The organism is Lysinibacillus sp. EB106-09-02-XG168 (assembly GCF_058791475.1).
Genome location: NZ_JBYTDN010000003.1, coordinates 484,634 through 506,297, shown reverse-complemented (window position 1 = coordinate 506,297; position 21,664 = coordinate 484,634). Strand labels below are relative to the sequence as shown.

24 protein-coding genes, 1 riboswitch and 1 other annotated feature are annotated in these 21,664 nt (G+C 37.1%); of the genes, 11 read left to right on the top strand and 13 right to left on the bottom strand.

Going from position 1 to position 21,664, the window contains the following annotated elements; all coding sequences use genetic code 11:
• Positions 1-190: 190 nt before the first annotated feature.
• Entirely contained in the window at positions 191-517 is a 327-nt protein-coding gene (locus tag AC3WSO_RS03475; protein ID WP_492528756.1) for a hypothetical protein, read from the top strand.
• 668 nt (positions 518-1,185) lie between these two features.
• On the opposite strand, the gene AC3WSO_RS03470 is transcribed toward AC3WSO_RS03475, so the two are convergent.
• Positions 1,186-1,548 (bottom strand): DUF779 domain-containing protein, encoded by a 363-nt coding sequence (locus tag AC3WSO_RS03470; protein WP_492528754.1) that lies wholly within the window; start codon positions 1,546-1,548, stop codon positions 1,186-1,188.
• 21 nt (positions 1,549-1,569) lie between these two features.
• Positions 1,570-3,090, bottom strand: coding sequence for an acetaldehyde dehydrogenase ExaC (gene exaC, locus AC3WSO_RS03465; protein ID WP_492528752.1), 1,521 nt, complete (start codon positions 3,088-3,090; stop codon positions 1,570-1,572).
• 279 nt (positions 3,091-3,369) lie between these two features.
• Here exaC and AC3WSO_RS03460 point away from each other — a divergent pair, with 279 nt between their 5' ends.
• Entirely contained in the window at positions 3,370-3,720 is a 351-nt protein-coding gene (locus AC3WSO_RS03460; RefSeq protein WP_079559334.1) for a YojF family protein, read from the top strand.
• A gap of 13 nt (positions 3,721-3,733) precedes the next feature.
• Positions 3,734-4,423 (top strand): bacillithiol biosynthesis deacetylase BshB2, encoded by a 690-nt coding sequence (gene bshB2, locus AC3WSO_RS03455; RefSeq protein WP_492528750.1) that lies wholly within the window; start codon positions 3,734-3,736, stop codon positions 4,421-4,423.
• Positions 4,424-4,496: 73 nt separating this feature from the next.
• On the opposite strand, the gene AC3WSO_RS03450 is transcribed toward bshB2, so the two are convergent.
• Positions 4,497-5,240, bottom strand: a complete 744-nt coding sequence (locus AC3WSO_RS03450) for a TerC family protein (RefSeq protein WP_492528748.1) — start codon at positions 5,238-5,240, stop codon at positions 4,497-4,499.
• A 225-nt stretch (positions 5,241-5,465) separates the two neighbouring features.
• On the opposite strand from AC3WSO_RS03450, the gene ilvA reads away from it, so the two are divergent.
• Positions 5,466-6,728, top strand: a complete 1,263-nt coding sequence (gene ilvA / locus AC3WSO_RS03445) for a threonine ammonia-lyase IlvA (protein ID WP_492528746.1) — start codon at positions 5,466-5,468, stop codon at positions 6,726-6,728.
• A gap of 191 nt (positions 6,729-6,919) precedes the next feature.
• Here ilvA and AC3WSO_RS03440 read toward each other — a convergent pair whose 3' ends face one another.
• The 4 genes from AC3WSO_RS03440 to AC3WSO_RS03425 form a co-directional block, all read right to left on the bottom strand.
• Entirely contained in the window at positions 6,920-7,864 is a 945-nt protein-coding gene (locus AC3WSO_RS03440) for a nuclease-related domain-containing protein (RefSeq protein WP_492528744.1), read from the bottom strand.
• A gap of 160 nt (positions 7,865-8,024) precedes the next feature.
• A complete protein-coding gene (locus AC3WSO_RS03435; protein ID WP_492528742.1) occupies positions 8,025-8,819 on the bottom strand; it encodes an ABC transporter ATP-binding protein in 795 nt (264 codons plus the stop codon).
• Entirely contained in the window at positions 8,812-9,840 is a 1,029-nt protein-coding gene (locus AC3WSO_RS03430) for an ABC transporter permease (RefSeq protein WP_492528740.1), read from the bottom strand. Before AC3WSO_RS03430 ends, AC3WSO_RS03435 begins: the two co-directional genes overlap by 8 nt.
• Positions 9,841-10,282: 442 nt before the next feature.
• Complete coding sequence (locus tag AC3WSO_RS03425) at positions 10,283-11,305, bottom strand: ABC transporter substrate-binding protein (protein ID WP_492528738.1); 1,023 nt, start codon at positions 11,303-11,305, stop codon at positions 10,283-10,285.
• Positions 11,306-11,765: 460 nt separating this feature from the next.
• Here AC3WSO_RS03425 and AC3WSO_RS03420 point away from each other — a divergent pair, with 460 nt between their 5' ends.
• The 4 genes from AC3WSO_RS03420 (at position 11,766) to AC3WSO_RS03405 (ending at position 13,283) form a co-directional block, all read left to right on the top strand.
• The gene (locus tag AC3WSO_RS03420) at positions 11,766-12,020 is read left to right on the top strand and encodes a hypothetical protein (RefSeq protein ID WP_492528736.1); all 255 of its coding nucleotides are present in this window, start codon (positions 11,766-11,768) and stop codon (positions 12,018-12,020) included.
• Positions 12,020-12,130, top strand: a complete 111-nt coding sequence (locus tag AC3WSO_RS03415; RefSeq protein WP_492534233.1) for a DUF1259 domain-containing protein — start codon at positions 12,020-12,022, stop codon at positions 12,128-12,130. Before AC3WSO_RS03420 ends, AC3WSO_RS03415 begins: the two co-directional genes overlap by 1 nt.
• A gap of 335 nt (positions 12,131-12,465) precedes the next feature.
• Positions 12,466-12,714, top strand: a complete 249-nt coding sequence (locus AC3WSO_RS03410; protein WP_492528734.1) for a helix-turn-helix transcriptional regulator — start codon at positions 12,466-12,468, stop codon at positions 12,712-12,714.
• A gap of 206 nt (positions 12,715-12,920) precedes the next feature.
• Complete coding sequence (locus AC3WSO_RS03405; RefSeq protein ID WP_492528732.1) at positions 12,921-13,283, top strand: hypothetical protein; 363 nt, start codon at positions 12,921-12,923, stop codon at positions 13,281-13,283.
• Between the two features lie 110 nt (positions 13,284-13,393).
• Here AC3WSO_RS03405 and AC3WSO_RS03400 read toward each other — a convergent pair whose 3' ends face one another.
• From AC3WSO_RS03400 to AC3WSO_RS03380, 5 genes are all read right to left on the bottom strand, one after another.
• The gene (locus AC3WSO_RS03400; RefSeq protein ID WP_492528730.1) at positions 13,394-13,669 is read right to left on the bottom strand and encodes an SPOR domain-containing protein; all 276 of its coding nucleotides are present in this window, start codon (positions 13,667-13,669) and stop codon (positions 13,394-13,396) included.
• 12 nt (positions 13,670-13,681) lie between these two features.
• The gene (locus tag AC3WSO_RS03395) at positions 13,682-13,930 is read right to left on the bottom strand and encodes a peptidoglycan recognition protein family protein (RefSeq protein WP_492528728.1); all 249 of its coding nucleotides are present in this window, start codon (positions 13,928-13,930) and stop codon (positions 13,682-13,684) included.
• Positions 13,855-14,133, bottom strand: coding sequence for a hypothetical protein (locus tag AC3WSO_RS03390; protein WP_492534479.1), 279 nt, complete (start codon positions 14,131-14,133; stop codon positions 13,855-13,857). Before AC3WSO_RS03390 ends, AC3WSO_RS03395 begins: the two co-directional genes overlap by 76 nt.
• Positions 14,130-14,255, bottom strand: a complete 126-nt coding sequence (locus AC3WSO_RS03385) for a phage holin family protein (RefSeq protein ID WP_492534231.1) — start codon at positions 14,253-14,255, stop codon at positions 14,130-14,132. The genes AC3WSO_RS03390 and AC3WSO_RS03385 overlap by 4 nt, the downstream gene beginning before the upstream one ends.
• A gap of 418 nt (positions 14,256-14,673) precedes the next feature.
• Positions 14,674-16,031, bottom strand: a protein-coding gene (locus AC3WSO_RS03380; RefSeq protein WP_492528726.1) for an IS3 family transposase whose coding sequence is annotated in 2 segments (ribosomal slippage) — positions 14,674-15,578 and positions 15,578-16,031 — 1,359 coding nt in all. Because the reading frame shifts where the segments join, the coding sequence is not laid out codon by codon here.
• Between the two features lie 524 nt (positions 16,032-16,555).
• A riboswitch (PreQ1 riboswitch) is annotated at positions 16,556-16,600 on the top strand.
• Between the two features lie 6 nt (positions 16,601-16,606).
• Here AC3WSO_RS03380 and AC3WSO_RS03375 point away from each other — a divergent pair.
• Positions 16,607-17,089 carry a QueT transporter family protein gene (locus AC3WSO_RS03375; RefSeq protein WP_492528724.1) on the top strand — a complete coding sequence of 161 codons (483 nt, stop codon included), beginning with the start codon at positions 16,607-16,609 and terminating at the stop codon, positions 17,087-17,089.
• Between the two features lie 83 nt (positions 17,090-17,172).
• Positions 17,173-17,373, top strand: a binding site (T-box leader).
• 59 nt (positions 17,374-17,432) lie between these two features.
• Positions 17,433-18,596, top strand: a complete 1,164-nt coding sequence (gene trpB / locus AC3WSO_RS03370; RefSeq protein WP_492528722.1) for a tryptophan synthase subunit beta — start codon at positions 17,433-17,435, stop codon at positions 18,594-18,596.
• A 51-nt stretch (positions 18,597-18,647) separates the two neighbouring features.
• On the opposite strand, the gene AC3WSO_RS03365 is transcribed toward trpB, so the two are convergent.
• Positions 18,648-20,273, bottom strand: coding sequence for a long-chain fatty acid--CoA ligase (locus AC3WSO_RS03365; RefSeq protein ID WP_492534229.1), 1,626 nt, complete (start codon positions 20,271-20,273; stop codon positions 18,648-18,650).
• A gap of 310 nt (positions 20,274-20,583) precedes the next feature.
• Here AC3WSO_RS03365 and AC3WSO_RS03360 point away from each other — a divergent pair, with 310 nt between their 5' ends.
• The gene (locus tag AC3WSO_RS03360) at positions 20,584-21,579 is read left to right on the top strand and encodes a serine hydrolase domain-containing protein (protein WP_492528720.1); all 996 of its coding nucleotides are present in this window, start codon (positions 20,584-20,586) and stop codon (positions 21,577-21,579) included.
• The last annotated feature ends 85 nt before the right edge of the window (positions 21,580-21,664 follow it).

Sequence of the window (21,664 nt, the reverse complement as noted above, 5' to 3'; positions counted from 1 at the left end):
TCCCCCCTAAAAATGACTGTTTATTTTCACTATATTGCTCTACTTTTCCATAAAAATCAAATAAATTGACGGAAAATTAAGAAATTAATACTTAGAACCTAAGGGATTATTACTCAAATGCAAAAAGCTCAGGACAAGATACGCTACTTCTTCCTATGCCATATATTAGCTGTATATGGGAGGGAGAAAAATGAAAAGACGTAAACAACAAAACATAAATGTTGATCCAACTAATCTAGGTGGTCAAGAAGCCGGTCTCCTAGGTGAAGGCACAGGTATTCTATCTGGAGATATAACGTCTACCAAAGTAGAAGTAATATCTTCAATGATTTTAACAATAGGATATTCATTAGCAACCCTCTCCACCATTTTAGCATTGCAGGAGGAAGAGCAACTGGAACAAACAAGAACCTCAAACGCACAAAATCAAAATTTACAGTTTAGAAACATGCATAAGCATCTACAACATCTCAACAATCGTCTGGATTCCATTGAACGAAAACTCAACCGATATTAACAAATACATACTCCCGAAAACCAAACATTATAAAAAGCCGAGATTCTCCGTCATAAAAGAGAATCGCGGCTTTTTACTATACTATGATAATTAGCTTTCGTCTTCTTCCCGTGCCATGGCCATGCATAAAATGTTAAAGGAACGTCATCTATTGTACCAAGATAGAATTCGTTATTACCTAGTTTTAAAACTCCCTTCAACACTATGCACTTCTTATCCGTCAATTCAAGAAGAAATCGTGGTCGTAGTATCTTTTCGGTTGTGAAACCATATACACTACAAAACGACACATTTTGTACAAAATTGCTTTCACCTTTATTATATTGATATATTTCAATATTTTTTTCAACAATATTGCTCGATACATCTTCATAGATTAAAGGCTGCCATCAATTATACTTCGGCATAATCGAGTCTGGATTCGGCTTTATGCTTAGGCCTGTATGAGGGTTGACACGATGTCGGTCATTTAGGTAATGCTACAGGACGTGGCGTTCTTAGACTGAGATCCTCTATTTCTGCAAATGTCTATTATACCGAAAGCGTAGCGACAGGTGTAGGTGTTTAGACACCGCTGAAATAGTAACTTAAACCCGCATTCATCTCACCATCTATAGAGATGTGAGACTCCTGTACCTGTCGCTACATAAAACATTCACTGAAAGAAGTTAAAAGAGCTTTATTACTTCTTTATACTCTTCTGTTGTGAATACTCTTGAGTTCGTAATGAAATGCATATTTTCAACACTATCTAAAGAAAAACTTGCACCTCTGCCCTCAATCGCATGAATAATCAATTGCGTATGCTTAAAATATTCATATTGCGCTCTATGAATGTAAACAGGAACGTCACCTATTTTACCAAGATAGATATCGTTTTCACCAATTTTAAAATCTCCTTCTACATAACACATCGGTGCAGAGCCATCACAGCAACCCCCAGATTGATAAAACATGATAGCGCCATGCTGACTCTTAATTAGTTCTATCAAATTTAAAGCCTCTTTTGTTGCAGTAACTCGTTCTACCATGTTGTTATTCATCCTCTGGTATTAGAAAAATCCTTGTGCTTCTTTTTTGTAGCTCACTAAAAGGCATTTAGTTTGTTGGTAGTGATCTAACATCATTGCGTGGTTTTCACGACCGATACCTGAAAGTTTGAATCCACCAAAGGCAGCACCTGCTGGATATTGATGATAAGTGTTTGTCCACACACGACCAGCTTGAATAGCTCGACCTGCACGATATGCAATGTCACCAGAACGTGACCAAACACCAGCACCTAAACCATATTCTGTATCATTTGCAATTTCCATTGCTTCATCGAAATCTTTGAATGTAGTTACGCCAAGCACTGGACCAAAGATTTCTTCTTGGAAGATTCGCATTTTATTATGACCTTTGAATACTGTTGGTTTAATGTAGTTACCTCCTGCAAGGTCGCCTTCAAGAATATTTTCTTCTCCACCTATTAAACACTCAGCGCCTTCTTCTTTACCAAGTTTTAGGTAAGAAAGGATTTTTTGTTTTTGTTCGTTAGAAGCTTGAGCACCCATCATGACTTCTGTATCTAATGGATTACCAATTTTAATAGCTTTTACGCGTTCTAATGCAAGTGCAATGAATTTATCGTAAATAGATTCTTGAACAAGTGCACGTGAAGGACAAGTACAAATTTCACCTGAGTTTAATGCGAACATCACAAAGCCCTCAATTGCTTTATTTAAATATTCATCATCTGAAGCCATTACGTCCTCAAAGAATACGTTTGGTGATTTACCACCTAGCTCTAATGTTACAGGAATAATATTTTCAGTTGCATATTGCATAATTTGGCGACCAACAGCTGTTGAACCAGTAAAAGCAACTTTTGCAATTCGTTTGTTCGTTGCAAGTGGTTTACCAACTTCAACACCAAAGCCGTTTACAATGTTAAGTACGCCTTTTGGGAGGATATCTTGAATTGTTTCAATTAACACTAATAATGAAACTGGCGTTTGCTCAGCTGGTTTCATCACGATACAGTTACCTGCTGCAAGTGCAGGAGCAATTTTCCAAGCAGCCATTAAGATTGGGAAATTCCAAGGAATGATTTGGCCAACTACACCTAGTGGCTCTTGGAAGTGGTATGCAACCGTGTCGTTATCTAATTGTGTTGTACGCCCTTCTTGTGCACGGATGACACCTGCAAAATAACGGAAGTGATCAATTGCTAAAGGAATATCTGCGTTTAAAGTTTCGCGAACTGCTTTACCATTATCCCATGTTTCCGCAACAGCAATCATTTCTAAGTTTTCTTCAATACGATCTGCGATTTTATTTAAAATAGATGCACGCTCAGTTGCGCTTGTTTTACCCCATGCATCTTTTGCTGCGTGTGCTGCATCAAGAGCAAGCTCAATATCTTCAACTGTTGAACGAGCTGCTTTTGTAAAAACTTGACCTGTTACAGGTGTTTTATTTTCAAAGTATTGACCTTTTACTGGAGGAACCCATTCGCCACCGATAAAGTTATCGTATTTTTCTTTGAAATTTACTACTGCGCCCGGAGTATTAGGATTTGCATAAATCATAGTATCAATCTCCCCATATTTTAATTATGAAACCGCATACAAATTAGAACGACACAATTTATATTATTCCGTTTCATGTGTCCTATATTGATACATCAGAATAGTTTTTTCAAGTAATTAACCCTATATAAACGGTGAATAATAATTATTTCAAAATAGAGAAATTTCTGTATTTTACCAACGTATTTATTAATAAATTGTCAGCAAAAGCCTTTCAATTTCCCTTTGTCATCTTTTTTGACTATACTTAAAATAGAAATAATCGAGAGGAGTGTTAAGATGCAAGAAGTACAAGTAAAGACGTTACAGGAATTATTGAATTCTTTCGCCAACAAAGACGTTTATATCCATCTTGAGACGACGAACGGTTCTTATGCAGCACACTTTGATGAAAAATTTTTTAATGCAGGTGCTTTTATTCGTAATGCTAAAATCAACTATGAACTTGCTAAAGTGGTAGATGATTCACCCCATCGTGTTGGCTTGAAAATGGCACATGGCTGGGTTTATGCACAGGGCATCACACATTTTGAACTAGATGATTTAGGCCGTTTATTAATGGCTGGACTAGATTACTCAGGTAAATTGGCGATTGCACTTGAAATTAGCGAAACGCCGTTTGCTTATTAAGGGGGACAACTTTTTGAATTTACAACCACAACGTCATATTTTAATTGTTTACCCTCACCCAGATGATGAGGCTTTTTCAATTGCTGGAACAATTGCCTACTATACGAAGAAAATGAATACACCTGTTACATATGCCTGTTTAACTCTAGGCGAGATGGGGCGTAATTTAGGAAATCCACCTTTTGCAACACGTGAATCCTTACCAGAAATTCGACGTAAGGAGCTTATAGCAGCTGCAGATGCTATGGGCATACAAGATTTACGTATGCTTGGTTTCCGTGACAAAACGATTGAGTTTGAAGACGATGAGAAAATGGTAAAGCTTGTTGAAGGTTTAATAGAAGAATTAATGCCTTCTCTTATCTTTACATTCTTACCTGGTTTTGCAGTGCATCCTGACCATGAGGCAACTGCACGTGCCGTAGTAGAAGCTGTTCGTCGTATGCCAAAAGCCGCTCGTCCACAAGTATTGGGCTGTGCCTTTGCAAATGATACGATTGAAAAAAATGGGGAGCCACACGTTGTTGTCAATATGAGTGAAATGAAGGCAGATAAAATTAGTGCCTTACAAGCACACTCATCCCAAACTGCTTGGATGATGCAAGAAACAGAAAAACGCATCGATGACGGTGAACCAATGAGCGAAAGCTGGCTTAATATTGAAAAGTTCTATATTGTGAATCCTGATCATTATGTAAAATAAAAGTTTTCATTTTGTTACTGACAATAAAGCGGATCTGTCCTCTTTCTAAATGGAGAACAGATCCGCTTTTATGTTAAGCAGTCCTCGTTTTTTTTAAGAAATGAATCATGAAGGTTATAGCAAATATAATAATTAGCACAACGAAAAACAGATAATGTGGAACGTGAATTCCGATGACGCTGGCTAGCATTTTCAGTGCAATAATGCCAATTATAATAAATGCCGTTGCCTCTAATTCTGGTATTTTTTCAATAATGACTAAAAATAATCCTGCTATCGTTCGCATCATTAAAATACCTAGTACTCCCCCGATGAGTAATATCCAAATTTGATTGGATATCGCAAAGGCCGCAAAAATCGCATCAATTGAAAAAGCAATATCCATCAGTTCTACAGAAATAACGGTTGCCCAAAACGTTCCAAAAATGCGAACCATCAACCCTGTTTTTTTCATTTCCTTAGCACTATCAGCTTCCCCAATCTGTAAGAAATGAGCGACACATAGCCAACCTAAATACAGAGCGCCTAGCAATTTAATAAACCAGAATTCTACCAAGTAAACGCCTATCCCAATAAATAAAAATCGGAAAAAATAGGCCCCCAACATTCCGTACATTAATGCTCGTTTGCGTTGCTTAGTTGGCAAATGCTTCACTAGCACAGCTAATACAAGTGCGTTATCAGCTGAAAGCAAACCTTCTATTATAATAAGTGTTGATATTAGCCCCCACGATACAGGGTCAGTCAAAATTTCTTTCCACATTTCCCAATCGAAAAATTGAATGTATGTAGATAGAATTCCTTGAATGATTTCCAATTACATACCCTCCTACTTGTCCTAAGGTATTCTAGTATATGCTGGACCATTTCCGTTATGAGGAAATGTGTACATCCTTTATTTATCCAAAAAAATTCTCGAATAAATCTATTTTGCATTAAATAGACACCGAAAATTTAGAATTTACTAAAAATTAATAACAAAAAGCTTATAAAATGTGCTATCATAGATAAATGTTTTATACGCATACGGAGGATGAATATTATGGAAGCTGCTGACACTAGAACCGTGCAAGTAGAAAATATCTTAATTGCACATCATTTCTTAAAAGACGTAGTGGTACACACGCCGCTACAAAAAAATGACTATTTATCCGAGAAATATGGAGCTAATATTTATTTTAAACGCGAAGATTTACAACATGTACGCTCATTTAAACTTCGTGGTGCCTATTATAAGATTAAAAAAATTGAAGAAGAGGCTCGTAAAACTGGCGTTGTTTGCGCAAGTGCGGGCAATCATGCTCAAGGTGTTGCATACGCCTGTGCACAATTGAAAATTCAAGCAAGTATTTTTATGCCTCAAACAACACCTAAACAAAAAATCGACCAAGTTCGTATGTTTGGTCGTGATTATGTAGAAATTATTTTAGCAGGTGATACTTTTGATGATTCTGCAGAAGGTGCATTAGCTTACTGTGAAGAGCACGATAAAATCTTTATCCACCCATTTGATGATTTTGATGTCATTGCTGGTCAAGGAACGGTCGCTGTTGAAATTATGAATGACATGGAGGAGCCAATTGACTACGTATTTGGTAGTATTGGTGGCGGTGGATTAATGTCCGGTGTATCTGCCTATGTGAAAAACCTTTCTCCTCATAGTAAAATTATCGGTGTAGAACCTGCTGGGGCAGGCAGTATGAAGGCTGCATTTGCAGAAGGCGGTGCAGTGGCACTTGATTGGATTGACAAATTCGTAGATGGGGCCGCGGTAAAATGCGTCGGACATCACACATATGATGTTTGTCGTCGCTACTTAGACGACATCGTACTAGTACCAGAAGGGAAAGTATGTACAACAATCTTAGATCTTTACAATAAACACGCCATTATCGCAGAGCCTGCTGGAGCATTATCAGTAGCAGCCCTCGATTCTTACAAAGAGGAAATTAAAGGCAAATCAGTCGTTATCATCATTAGTGGTGGTAATAATGATATCGGTCGTATGCAGGAGATTAAAGAAAAATCTTTAATTCACGAAGGCTTACTATACTACTTCATCGTAAGCTTCCCACAACGTGCCGGCGCCCTTCGCCAATTCTTAACAAGCGTTGTAGGACCAAATGACGACATTACAACTTTCGAATATACAAAGAAAAACAACAAAGAAAGCGGTCCTGCCTTAGTCGGCATCGAACTCGGCAATCGAGAGGACTACGAAGGCTTACTAGTACGCATGAATGAATTCGGCTTCAAATACAAAGAAGTAAACAACGACATTCAACTATTCGGCTTACTAGTCTAAAATAAAGAGTCACACTTGCAAAGTGAGTGTGGCTTTTTTGTGTGGATGAGAGATTTATCGGAATGATTTTGTGTTTTATCGGAACAATTTTGAGATTTATCGGAACAATTTTAGATTTTATCGGAATGATTTATTAATTTATCGGAGCATTTTAGAAAATACAGTCTATCTGACCGCATTGATAGACTATATTATTTAATAATATACTTCCGATCCTTCTTTGCACCTACTTCTTGAAGCTGCAAAGACTTCAATATTTTATATACCGTTTTAGCGCAAGAAATACCGAAAAAATCTTGAAATAAACTGTTGGATATAAATTCACCATACATATGACGGTAATCTTTCAGTGCGTTATTGAATGCTTGATCATCTCCCCCACCACAATTCTCACACCGCCATTTACCTTGACGATAGTGCATGACAAATCGATAATCGCACTTAGAGCATAATACACCTTTCTTTAGTTTATCCACCTTCATATCTAGCGTCCAATGTGCCGGTTTATGCATCTTTAGAATACGTACAGAGAATTCTCTTAAAACTTCTTTACTTAGATAGGCTTGTTGATGTTGCTTGAACAACTGCTCTACCCTCTCAGCCAAGCCACTCACATGAATAATCGGGTGCGCGGACAAACTGGACGTCATAATCATATTCGGATTTGCAGAAACGACTATATATTCAATGGGTATATGTTGTCCACTCATTTGAACTAATCTACGCAACATTCTGGCGTACCGCTTCACTTGGTCAAAGGGATTGCGAAAACCATCTACTTTGTCATCAGACGTAATTCGAATAAATTGATGGTTATCTTCCATATATTCTACACGCCCAACGATATTTTTGATTTCCACTATTAAAATGAAGTTCTGCGACATCAACAATGTGTCTATTTGATGTATGGAACCACCTTCATCCTTAAGCACAACATCATGTAATAAATAATGCGTTTGCTCTAAATAGATACTTTGCCATTCTCGATCTACTCGTTGCTCGCCTGCATACCCTGCTCTTGTTCTATTTAGCATTTCTTGATAGAAAGTAAATTTTGGGTGAGATTTCGGTAATCGCCTTTCAAGCATTTCTAGTGTGAGTTGCTTTGATGAAACTTCGCGCTTTTTGAGTAACATATTTTCACCTCCTTTAGCTAGATTATAATGTAATCCTTCGTAATTATCTAAATTTTCATTTTTTAATAACCAACTTTATTGCTTTATCATCCAACTTTCAAAAAGTATCGACATCCAACGAAAAAACGCCCACACCTATGTATGAGCGTTTTATCATTTATTATCCTAGTAACGCACGGTCTGAGTTCATTTTCTCACCGCGGATACGTTCAAACTCTGCCATTAAATCCGGTATGGTTAATTCATGTTTGCGATCCTCACCAACCTCTAAAATGATTTGACCTTTATCCATCATAATCAGTCGATTTCCTAAGTCTAAAGCTTGTTGCATATTGTGCGTGACCATTAATGTCGTTAAGTTATCTTTTTCAACTAAATATTTCGTAATACGTGTGATTAACTCGGCACGAGATGGGTCAAGTGCCGCAGTATGCTCATCTAGCAATAAAATCGAAGGCTTCGTGAAGGTCGCCATTAAAAGAGACAGCGCCTGTCGCTCCCCTCCCGACAGTAAGCCAACTTTTGCAGACAGACGATTTTCCAAATTTAAGCCCAACATCTCCAACGATTCCTTAAAAAATTCTCGACGCTTTTTATCAACACCAAAGCGTATGCCTCTACTCTTATTACGTGAGTAAGCTAATGCTAAATTCTCCTCAATCGTCATTGTTGGCGCTGTACCAGCCATTGGATCCTGGAATACGCGACCGATGTAGTGGGAGCGCTTATATTCTGGTAAAGACGTTACCTCATTTCCATCGATTGAAACCGTGCCGAAGTCTGGTGATAGTGCTCCCGAAATCATATTCATCATAGTCGATTTACCAGCACCATTACTGCCGATAATTGTGACAAAATCCCCTGGCTTTAAGTGCAAATTAATTTCTGCAAGTGCCATTTTTTCATCAGGCGTACCTTCATTGAAAACCTTATTAATACCGTGTAATTTAAGCAAGGCCCTTCCCTCCCTGCTCAACCGTCTTTACTCGTGTTTTCTCCGCTGCGCGCTTCACCCTACGTTTGCGCTCCTTACTCTTATTGATAAATTGAGGTAAAATCAACGCTATGATAACAATGATAGCTGTTATTAATTTCATATCTCCTGAATCAAGGAAGTCTACTCGTAACGCTAATGCTAAAATAATGCGGTAAATGATAGCTCCGGCAATGACGGCGAAAGTTGTGCGCATAATCGTTTTTGTACCGAAGATTGCTTCGCCGATAATAACAGATGCTAGACCGATAACAATCATCCCGATCCCCATACTTACATCTGAGAACTTCGAATATTGAGCGATTAAAGCTCCCGAAAATGCGACAAGTGCATTAGAAAGTCCTAGCCCAAGAATAATAAGAGTATCTGTGTTTGCCGAGAAACTACGAATCATACGCTTATTATCACCAGTTGCTCGAATAGCCAGGCCGATTTCTGTTTTCAAGAACCAGTCTGCAATGAACTTAATTAAAATCGTAATGATTAATACTACGATTATCGTGCTCCATGTTGAAGGTGGTTGCTGAACACCAAAACCTTTTAACAAGTTATTTAATGCCGTATCGATTCCTAAATTACTCCAAAATGCTTGAAACTTTGAAAATAAAGTTTCTGAATTTAATAGTGGAATATTCGGACGACCTATCGTATTTTCTGCAGTGAATCCCATAATACGTAGGTTAATAGAATACAAAGCAATCATCATTAAAATCCCCGATAATAGAGGATTAATTTTCCCCTTTGTGTGAAGAATTCCTGTCATACATCCAGCAATAAATCCAGCAACAATTGCCACTAAAGTCGCTAAGATCGGGTGGTAGCCAAGCAGAATCATCGTCGCCGCTGTAGCAGCCCCTGTTACAAAGCTTCCATCAACCGTTAAATCCGGAAAATCTAACACGCGGAATGTTAAATACACACCAAGTGCCATAATCGCATAGATGATTCCTTGCTCCGTTGCGCCAAATATTGCTATAAACATAGTTGAATCATCTCCTATTAATTTCTTAAACAAATTTTTATTAAAAATCCTTATCCTAGATCCATCCTCTAACGATGGATTCATATTGCCAGAAGTAGGTTCCGTGCTCACTTGTAGAAAGCTTTACTAAATCCACTTGTTCAATAATGGCTCATCACCAAAAGTTGCAGCGCGAGTGAAGCGACCATCGGACGCCCCCAGGAAGCTCTGCTCTGTGCAAAAGCGCAGCGTCAGCAACAAATGTTTTAACTGTGCGAAAGCGCAGCGTCAGCAACAAAGCGCCCAGTCTGAACGGAAATCAACCCTACGTTATGATACTAGGAAAATTTTAAATAGGAATTACATGAATTCACCATCGCCGCAAAACACTCTAAAAGAAGATAAAGCGGGGGCAGTTTTAGTTCTCCCCCGCTTCACTTTATAAGATGATCATGTCAGGTCATTACTTTTCTAAAAGCTCCGCACCCCAAGAATCTTTAATGTCGATTCCTAAATCATCTGCTACTTTTTTATTGATTAATAGTTTTAGCTTTTGTGGATATTGAGCTGGAATATCAGCAGGAGTTGCTTCACCTTTTAGAATCTTCACAGCCATTTGCCCTGCTTCATAACCGATGTCAAAATATTCAAAACCATATGCACCTAAACCACCACGTGCCACAGAGTCGAGCTCTCCTACAACTAATGGTAATTTATTAGCATTCGCTACATCAATGACAGACTCAAGTGCCGAAACTACTGTATTATCAGTAATAATATAGAATGCATCAGCTTTACCAATTAACGATTCAGTAGCTTGTTTTACCTCTGCAGACGTTGCCGCAGATGCCTCAACTACTGTTAAGCCTTGCTCATCCATCACTTTTTTCACTTCTTTTACTTGTGCTACTGAGTTTTGCTCACCAGCGTTGTAAACCATCCCTACTTTTTTCGCACCCAAATCCTTTAAGAACGCCACTGTTTTCGAAATAGTATCAGGATGTAAATCGATTGTTCCTGTTACATTTTTCCCTGGCTTCTCTATAGAATCAATGAGCTGTGCGCCAACAGCATCTGTTACAGAAGTAAAGATAATTGGAATATCGCTAGTTGCCGTTGCTGCCGCTTGTGCAGACGGCGTAGAGTTCGCAAAGATTAAATCTACGTTTGCACTTACTAGATTGTTTGCAATCGTCGTGTTAAGACTGTTATCCCCTTGCGCTATTTGTGGATCGTAATCTACTTTTAAGCCAGATTCTTCAATCGCTTTTTTGAAACCTTCAGTTGCAGCATTTAAAGATGGATGCTCCACAATTTGAGTAATCCCGATCTTATATGTTTTATCGTCTGCATTACCGCTCTCACTTGCGTTATTCGTTTCGTTCCCTTTCGAATCCGACGAACTAGAACCACTGCCACCACAAGCAGCAAGTATCAAAACTAACCCAAATAACAGGAACGAAAGCTTTTTCAAATTGCTTTTCACAAATAATCCCCCCGATTTTGATTACTTATATTTATCACACTTTATCCAAGCGAAGTGTGAACGTATCGCTATATTATCGTTATTAGCAACGTTCGTCAATAACATTATGAATCTTCTGACTATTAATTCCTGTGAAATATTTTTCCTTTTCAATCAATTTGACGCTTTAAACCGCTAAACTACGCTGTTTTTACAATTTGATTTCTTTTTCTAACATAAAAAAAATTTTTTTACAATTTACCGAAGTTTTTTTCTGACATCTAATTTTTAAGTAATATATGTAAAAACTAAAAAAACTGACAGTGAAAATGTCAGTACCTCATAACAGGTTTATTCGTTCTTATTTTTTCAAGATTTCTGCTAATAGATCTACAGAAAATGTTCATTTTAGTCGCCCTTTTTACATTTAACGCATATGATGCATATGAGATTAGTGCCGTTTTCAAAAAGGAGGAATACCATGAATAATGATAAAATCGATTTAAATCAACCTTCTTATTCACAAGAACATCAAGATGCAACTACAGGAAATATTGATACAATCATTTCTAATCTATGTGACAGTCTATTTGAATTTGCTTTGGATTTCACTCTAAATGCCTTAGAGTATACAAAAGAAATGGAAGAGGAATTAGAATATACAGATGAATTCAAGAAACAAGTTAACGATTTAATTTTTGAAATAGAAGAAATTAAAAATACTTTAGAAGAGTAATTTTTAAAAGTGCTGTTCATAATCATTGGATATATCCATCCCCCACTATTTTGTACGTCCATTTTCAATCAATAGAGCCTCCATTTACCCTTGCCCCAAAATTAGCTTAATTATTTAGTGTTTTAAACTCCTGAAATGGTCACTTGTTAAAAGTACTGTTTTAACAAGTGACCGGCCAGATCCACGACTTCTAACTTTCAAGGTTACTTCTCATCTGCTATTTCTGCATAATTTTCTAGTAAGTGTACAAGCCCCTTTTCATAGGCACTGTCATAAAAAAATTTTGAACAAGATCAAATTATTATCATTAGTACTATAATTTTTTACACGTAGCTATTTACAAATATGTATGAACATTGAAATGATTATCTTATATTCAATTTGTTTAGTGTTAGTAATCATAAACATCATTGTATATATTAAAAAGAAAAAAGGTTGATTCGTCGTGACAGAATACAAGGTAGTAAATAAGGATGAATTTATTAAGTTGGTGCAATCTGAAATATTAACAACATCAGAGGTTTTAGAGGAATTACAAATATCTCGCCAGGCATTAAACTCACTTGTAAAGCGCGGTAAGTTAGTTCCTGTAAAAGAATTAACTCGCGATAAATTATATTTGAGAGAAGATATAGAAAGTAGAAAAGAAGCAGCTAAGGAGCTGCAGACAAAGTATAGACCATATGATGAATAAACAAAAATGGCCAGGTACTCACCTATTTATGAGCGCCTGGTTATTTGTTTGATTCATGACATTTTAGAGTATTACTCTCTTCAAAATGATTTCTGAGCAAAATTTACAGTCGCACCGTTTTTTCACTGATAATTAAAAATAATAAATTTCAAATAATGGAAATTAATTTGTTGTATAATATAAGTAAATTTTAGGAGGTATCTGTAATGAAGAAAAAAATTTTATTACTTATATCAGTGCTAATAATACTTTCATTAATCTTTTTCCCAAAAGGTTACTCTGATTTTTTTAAAGTAACAAATAAAGGTATAGAATTACTTATTTCTAAAACTTTAGATTCTAATAAAAGAATTGAAAAACTTTGGGATTCTGAAGATATTTTTCTAGAAGCGTCCCAAAAATACGGTCTTCAAAATATGTCTTATGATCGTCCGAGCAAAACTTTATACCTAGGAGTTTCTAGCCTAAATATACAACTAAAAAATGAAATAGAAAAACATTTTGAGGAAGAATTAAAAAAAGTACATGTTTATGACTATGATATTAACATCTATAGAATAGTCCCTTAATCTTTCACTCATTTGGGTTTATATAAATATAATGGAATATCCTGTATATATTGTATAAACAATGTATTATATTGTAAAAGTAGTTAATAAAATACCATTCGGAGGTTGAATTATGAAAGAGCTACAACGTTTGCAACCTTGGCAAGTTTAGCTGTCATAATTTTATTTGCTCCTGCTTGTGCTGCATTCATTCCTGTAAATGCTCCTGTTTTAACGTGCCATTTTGATCCGTCAGGCTCAATATACGCAACCCAACCAAAACGGTGTTTAAGTACATCTTGTGCATTTTCTGCATCTTGTTTTGTGCCGTATGTTCCAGTAAGTACGCGGTTATTGTCGATAGATGGCTGTCGTGACTGTACATTGCCACTTGCTGCTTTAACCACTGTAATAAATTGCTACCATGAAATTTTACCTTCTTGCATATTTCGAGGACAATTTTTACCACTGAAATAATTATGCTGAACTACATTACTAATTGGAATACCTTCAACCTTCATAAGTTTAGCAACTAACTCTGCAGCGTTCTGCAGTGCCTTCTGATAATTACCATCACTATTGACGCAAACTTCTACTTGTATCCCCTGATTATTACCTGTTGTACTTCCTGCAGCCCAACATCTCCAAGCATGTCCAAAAGATTGCACAGCTTCTTTGTCGTCCACAGTATAATGCCAGGAAGCTGAACGGCTATTACGGTGTATTGTAATCGTGAGTGTGCGTCTGCATCAGCTCCGGAACGTGCATTATCTGTTTCATGGACAACAATGTATTTTTTAGCGTTCCCCTTACCATAAGTGACTGTGTTTGCTTGTACATCAGTTACTAATTTTTTACGAATTGTACTCATTTTAAATCCCCCTCTCCTGTTTTATCCTTTACAATCGATAAAATATTTTTAATAAAGTCAGGCATTGGTAACCCCATCTTTGTACCGTTTTCTGTGATAGAAATAAATTCGAGTACACAGATGCAATAGCTGCCCCATCACCTGCGTACTCGATACCTAGTATTACTAGCGAAAGTTAATACACTGAACTAACTAGCATTAAGTAATAAATTTTCCGTATAATGCCGTTGAAACCAACACGGCTATTTAGGTTTTGATTAACAACCCACTCATAAGACCACTTGCATAATCAATGTCCATAAAACCGATTAAAAATACCTAGGCCGTCAACTGAATATGACACCAATGTGCCAATTACTCCCTTACTGCAGCAACCCATTTTTCCATTTGAACACTTCCCTTTTTGCATAATAAAAGCCCTCCGCAATCATCTGTGGAAGGCATAAAAACTTATAAATTAAAGCTAATTTTTGATTTAAAGAATGTAAAAAGCACTCCCATTTGTGAAATGACCCCTAAAAGTTAGACACGGTTATTTCATTAGGCAGCGGTTAGGGCATGGGTTCGATATTGTATCGGACTCATGCCTTTTAATTTTGCCTTAATCCTTTTTGTATTGTAATACGTTATATACTTTTCTAATTCAGTTTTAAAATGGTCTACACTTTCAAATTTTTTGAAGTATAAAAACTCAGACTTCATAATCCCGAAGAAATTCTCCATTACAGAGTTGTCGTAACAGTTTCCTTTACGAGACATACTTTGGAGAATACCTCTTGACTGAAGCGCATGACAATATTGCTTCATTTGATAGTGCCAGCCCTGATCCGAATGCATGAGAAGTTGATGGTCTTCTGGTAGACGCTCTAAAGCTTTATCTAACATCTCTGAAACGAGTGAATAAGTTGGTCTAGAGTTAATTGTGTACGTAATAATTTCACCATTAAATAAATCTAAAACAGGTGATAAATATAATTTTTCGCCGAATAATTTAAACTCCATAATATCGGTTACCCATTTTTCATTCGGTGCGTCCGCTGTAAATTGGCGGTCTAAATGATTAGGCGCAATTTTACCGACTGTTCCTTTATAGGATTTATATTTTTTCATACGCACAAGGCACTTTAATCCAAGTTCTTTCATGATGCTTTGGACCTTCTTGTGATTCACGTTCTTCCCACGATTAGCTAGCTCATCACGAATACGACGATAGCCATAACGTCCTTCATGTTCATCGTAAATTGAATTGATTTCTACTTTTAAATCGGCATCTGGATCTATTCGGTTCATTTTCTTTACTAAATCATAATACGTGCTACGTGGAATACCAGCGAGTTTCACAAGCGCCCTCACCGAATATTTATGCCTTAACTCAAAGACTACTTTTGCTTTGTCTTGTTTGGTGATTTTTCCTTGTTTTGAACTAAGGCATTCAACTTTTTTAAATACTCGTTTTCCATTTCAAGTTGTTTAATACGTGCTTCTAGTGCTTCGACAGATCCTTCAGCTGGGATTTGTTTTGATTGTTTCGTTGATTGTTTTTTCATCGATGGACGCCCCTTTTGTCTTGGTTCAAGGGCATCCAAACCGCCAACCTCCATTTGTTTTTGCCAATTATACACCATTGTATAACTTGGAATTTTAAAAAGAGCTGCGGTATCCATTAATGACGCACCAGATTGAACCATGTGATTTAGTACGTCTAGTTTAAATGGTACAGAATAATTTGTATAGGTATTCCTAAACCCTTCATCTCCATGTAGTTCATATAACTTTAACCAATATTGAAATTGTGCTCTTATTACTCCCATCTGTTTTGCATACTCTTTTTGAGAAAAAATCTTTGAATTAAAGCCTTGAATAATCTTTAACTTTATCTCGCTCGTAAATTTAGTCATAAAAAAACTACACCTCCAATTGTTAGATGCTGTGTCTAACAATTGGAGAGCAGTTCATTTGAGAGTGCTTTTGCTTTTAAAATGATTTTGCTGCAGATTTCATTTTATTGTTTAACTCTTGATCTAAACCGAATGTCTTATACTTGACGAAACACCAGAAAATATACACAAGCTAGTATTTTATAATCCTGAATCAAAATATAAAGTCTTTAGCAACACAGGCATAAATAAAGCTTTGACAAAATTACTGGGCGAATTAAGTATAGATGATGTTTCTATTCATGGCTTACGTCATACTCATGCTAGTATTTTGTTTTACAAAGGAATTTCGGTGTAATATATTTCAGAAAGACTTGGACACGCAGATGTAGATACAACTATTCGTATTTATACACACTTGATTAAAGAGCTCCGCGAAGAGGATGAAAAAAATACAATGAATGTACTCGCTGCTTTATAATTTTACACAAATTTTACACGTAGCTATTTACAAATATGCATGAACATTGATATGATTGCATTTGCTTCACGTGGTTCGTAACCATCCCACGTAAAAAAACTAAGGAGAAATAAATATGAAAATAAAATTTTTAGCAACGAGTGGCATTATTGCAGCACTCTACATTGCTATTACATTATTAGTCGCGCCATTTGGCTTTACAGAGGTGCAGTTCCGAATATCGGAAATATTTAACCATTTAGTTGCATTTAATCCACGCTTTGCCGTTGGAATCATTATTGGTGTGTTTATCTCCAATATATTTTCACCAAATGGCATTCTCGATATATTTTTCGGCGTAGGTCATTCGATAATTACCATTGGGTTGTTCATTCTTATTTGTAAATTTGTCAAAAATATTTGGGTACGTTTAATCATCAATACATTGTTATTTACATGTACAATGTTCATCATTGCTTTAGAATTGAACATAGCATTAGAGTTACCATTCTTCTGGACATGGTTAACTGTTGCTGCAGGTGAATTTGTAGTCTTAGCGGTTGGTGCACCGATTATGTATGTATTGAACAAACGCTTAAACTTCAAAAATTTAATTTAATTGACGGATCTTTTAGATTCGTCTTTTTTTATTTCTCGGAAGACCCTTGACAATATTCTGAAAATATTCTACAATTCATTTCAATAAATGCTAGGAAAAAGAATAGTAGCAGGCGCTAGTACTTAAAGAGAGCTGATGGTTGGTGCAAATCAGTAGTACCTACTTGTGAATGGACTTTGGAGCAGCCTCATTAAATGTGAGGACGAAGTTACTCCCCGTTATCGGAGTACGAAAGCGCGCAATTATTGCGAATGAAGGTGGCACCACGGTTACTCGTCCTTTTTACAGAAGGATTGTAGTGGCTTTTTTTTATGGAAAAATTAGATAGAGGAGTCGAGAGAAGATGAGTACAGTAGCAGAGAAAAAAGGATATTTTGGTGAATTTGGCGGTAGCTTTGTTCCCGATGAGCTTCAAAATGTTTTAAGTATTTTAGATGAAAACTTTCAAAAATATAAAGACGATGAAGACTTTAATAAAGAGCTAGATTATTATTTCCGTGAATATGTTGGGCGCAAATCTCCACTTTATTTTGCTGAAAATTTAACAAAACAATTAGGTGGCGCAAAAATTTATTTAAAACGCGAAGATCTTAACCATACTGGTTCACATAAAATTAATAACGTTCTTGGGCAGATTTTATTAGCCAAGCGCATGGGTGCTAATCGTGTTATCGCCGAAACAGGTGCAGGTCAGCATGGTGTAGCAACAGCAACGGCTTGCGCAATGTTCGGGATGGATTGCACAATTTATATGGGTTTAGAAGATACTAAGCGCCAAGCATTAAACGTCTTCCGTATGGAGCTACTTGGTGCTAAGGTAGTAGCTGTTGATAAAGGTCAAGGGCGATTAAAGGATGCAGTGGATGAAGCATTTGCTGATTTAGTAGAAAACTATGAGACGACTTTCTATTTACTAGGTTCTGCGGTTGGGCCCCACCCGTTCCCTTCAATGGTAAAGCATTTCCAATCCGTTATTAGCCGTGAAAGTCGGGAACAAATTTTAGAAAAAGAAGGCAAGCTACCAGCAGCAGTACTTGCTTGTGTCGGCGGCGGTAGTAATGCGATCGGTGCGTTTGCAGAGTATATTGCAGATGAAAACGTTCGCCTCATCGGTATTGAGCCAGATAAGGCTGCCACATTAAATGAAGGAACACCGGGTGAATTACACGGCTTCAAATGTTTAGTGCTGCAAGATGCAGAAGGCAATCCATTACCAACCTATTCAATTGCCGCTGGACTAGATTATCCTGGAGCTGGCCCAGAGCATAGCTATTTAAAAACAATTGGTCGTGGAGAATATGTAACGGTGACAAATGAAGAGGTGCTCAAAGCATTCCAAGTGCTATCAAAGGTCGAAGGCATTATTCCTGCACTTGAAAGTTCCCACGCCGTGGCTCATGCACTAAAGCTTGCGCCAACATTATCTCCGGAAGAGAGTATTATTATCAATATCTCTGGTCGCGGAGACAAAGACGTTGAACAAGTATTCCAAATGCTGAATAAATAAATAAATAAATAAATAAAAGAGCGATGTCCGCAAATGGAAATCGCTCTTTTTCTATACGAGTGAACTTAATTTCGGATAAATTTCAGCTATATTATCACGAAGCTTAGCTTTCAGGAATTTCCCAACTGATGTTTTTGGGATTTCGTCTAAAAATACCACATCATCTGGTACCCACCATTTTGCAAATTGACTTTCTAAAAATGCAAGAAGCTCCTCTTCACTTGCTGACATTCCTTCCTTCAATACTACACAAGCTAACGGGCGTTCTTGCCATTTGACATGCGGAATTGCGATAACTGCTGCTTCCAGCACAGCATCATGAGTCATTAATGCATTTTCTAAATCAACTGAGGATATCCACTCCCCACCCGACTTAATTAAATCCTTCGTACGATCTGTTATTTTGATAAAGCCATCCTCTGTTCGTACCGCAATGTCCCCTGTATATAACCAACCGTCTCGATAGGCATCATTGGTACGCTCATCACGATAATACTCATGTGAAATCCATGGACCTCGTAAACGTAACTCACCCATCGTCTCTCCATCCCATGGTACTTCCCCATTGTCATTGATAATACTCGATTCAATACCAGCCATCGTCATCCCTTGCATCGCTCGCGATTCAATACGTTTTTCAATAGGCCATTCATCCATCCAAGACATATAATTTGATAACGCTACAATTGGAGTTGTTTCAGTCATACCATACACGACAATATACGGAATGCCATACTGCTCTTCAAATGTACGAATAAGTCGAGTAGGTGAAGCAGACCCGCCACAACAAATAGCACGTAACGAACTAATATCTCGCTCAAGCTTCTCCTGTTCCTGCAACGCACCAATCCAAATTGTCGGTACTCCAGCTGTTAATGTAACCTTCTCCTGCTCTACAAAATCCAATATGATTGCTGATGTGAATTGTGGGCCAGGCAATACTTGTGTAGCACCTACATTGACACTAGCAAATGGTAGGCCCCATGCATTTGCATGAAACATCGGTACAATTGGCATCACGACATCACGCTCAGAAATGCCCATTGAATCAGACATACTCAGCATCATACTATGTAGCACTAGACCTCGATGTGAATATACAACCCCTTTTGGATTTCCTGTTGTAGCACTTGTATAGCACATTCCAGCAGGCTCCTCTTCCCCTATATCCTCTGGGAACTGATAGTTTTCATCTGCCGCTGCTAATAAATCCTCATAGGATAACGCATTCGGTAATGTCGTTTCTGGCAAAGTATCCTCGTCCGTCATAATAATATAATGTTTCACTGTCTTAAGCTCAGGCGCAATGTTTTCTATGATTGGAAGCAAGTCCACATCAATCATTAAAATTTCATCTTCTGCATGATTAATAATATAGATTAAATGCTCTTCTGATAAACGAATATTCACCATGTGCAAAATAGCGCCGGAACATGGTACCGCAAAGTAAGCCTCTAAGTGGCGATGCTGATTCCAGGCAAAGGAGCCAACCTTCATTCCTCTTGTCATCCCTAGCTTTGTGAGCGCATCCGCTAAGCGACGCGTTCTTTTTGCCCATTCACCATATGTTAAACGGTGAATCTTCTGTGGACTCGTCCGTGAAACAATAGTCTTTCTAGCAAAATAGCTTTCTGCTCGTTTAATAAAGTTTGTTAATACTAACGGCGTCTGCATCATAAAAATCATCCATCCCCTCTTCTTGTGAAATATTAACAGAAATTTAATTGAATAATATTAATATTCTGAATATGATTATATTGGAAAATTATGAATTACGCTATATATTCCAATAACTTTCTTTTTATTGTAAACTTTTTCCAAAATAACTTATCCACATAACGTGGGTTGATTTCCGTTCCGGCCGTTTTCCTAAGGAACTTGGGCCAGCAAATGTTTTCTGTATGAAAGCGAAGCGAAAGCATCGTGTAACGTGTACGGAAATAATAAAGGCATATATCAATAATAAGTTTACTTAAAGGAGAGAGAAATGATGGGGTTTGACGAATGTATAAACGAAGATTTTAGTGGGGTCATATCAGTCACTCAAAATGGTAAAAATGTATACTGTAAAGCCTTTGGATACGCAGACTTACCAAATAAAGTATCCAACGAGATAGATACAAAATTTGCAACAGCCTCAGCAGGTAAAGTATTTGTTGCCATAGCCATTTTGCAATTGATTGAACAAAGTCGATTATCTTTTGATGGTTGTATCGGAGACATCTTGAATTTTGATTTAATGAATATCGACCCTCATATCACCATCAGGCAGTTGCTTAATCATACATCGGGAATACCCGACTATTTTGATGAGTCTGTCATGGAAAATTACGACGAACTATGGATAGATTATCCCAATTATAAAATCCGCACATCATCGGATATTATTCCATTATTTATACATAAGCCGATGATGTATCCTATAGGCGATAAATTTCAATACAATAATACAGGATTTGTTGTTCTTGGTCTTATTGTTGAGGCCATTACTGGCTCTTCATTTGATGAATATCTTAATGAGCATGTTTTTATTCCTTGCGGTATGTTTAATACAGGGTATTATGAACTGGACAGATTGCCTGCTCAATGTGCAAACGGGTATTTATATGATGACTGTAGGCAAGAGTTTTATACCAATATTTACAGTGTTGATGTAAAAGGAACTGGAGCAGGTGGAGCATTTACTACTGTAATAGATGTTGAAAAATTCTGGACCAGTCTGATGAAGTGTCAATTGATATCAAAGGAAATGTTAGAAGAAATGTTAACTCCTCAAGTGAAAGAAGAATGCTATGGGTATGGGATTTGGCTGGATAAAAAAGAGGAAGGCACGTTTGATTACCACTTTGAAGGCTGCGATCCTGGTATAAGTTTTTATAGTTCATATGACAAACAACAAGATTTGCTTATTACATTAGTAAGCAATTTTGGGTGTAACGTTTGGAAGATTTTCAGTGATATCAAAGGTTCGATCAAACGGTAAATATCAGCTCTCTTTAAGATAAATTCAAGGCTGGCCGGTAATCCCCAAGGAGTCACCTAGCAGTCACTCCAATCAACTTATTTTC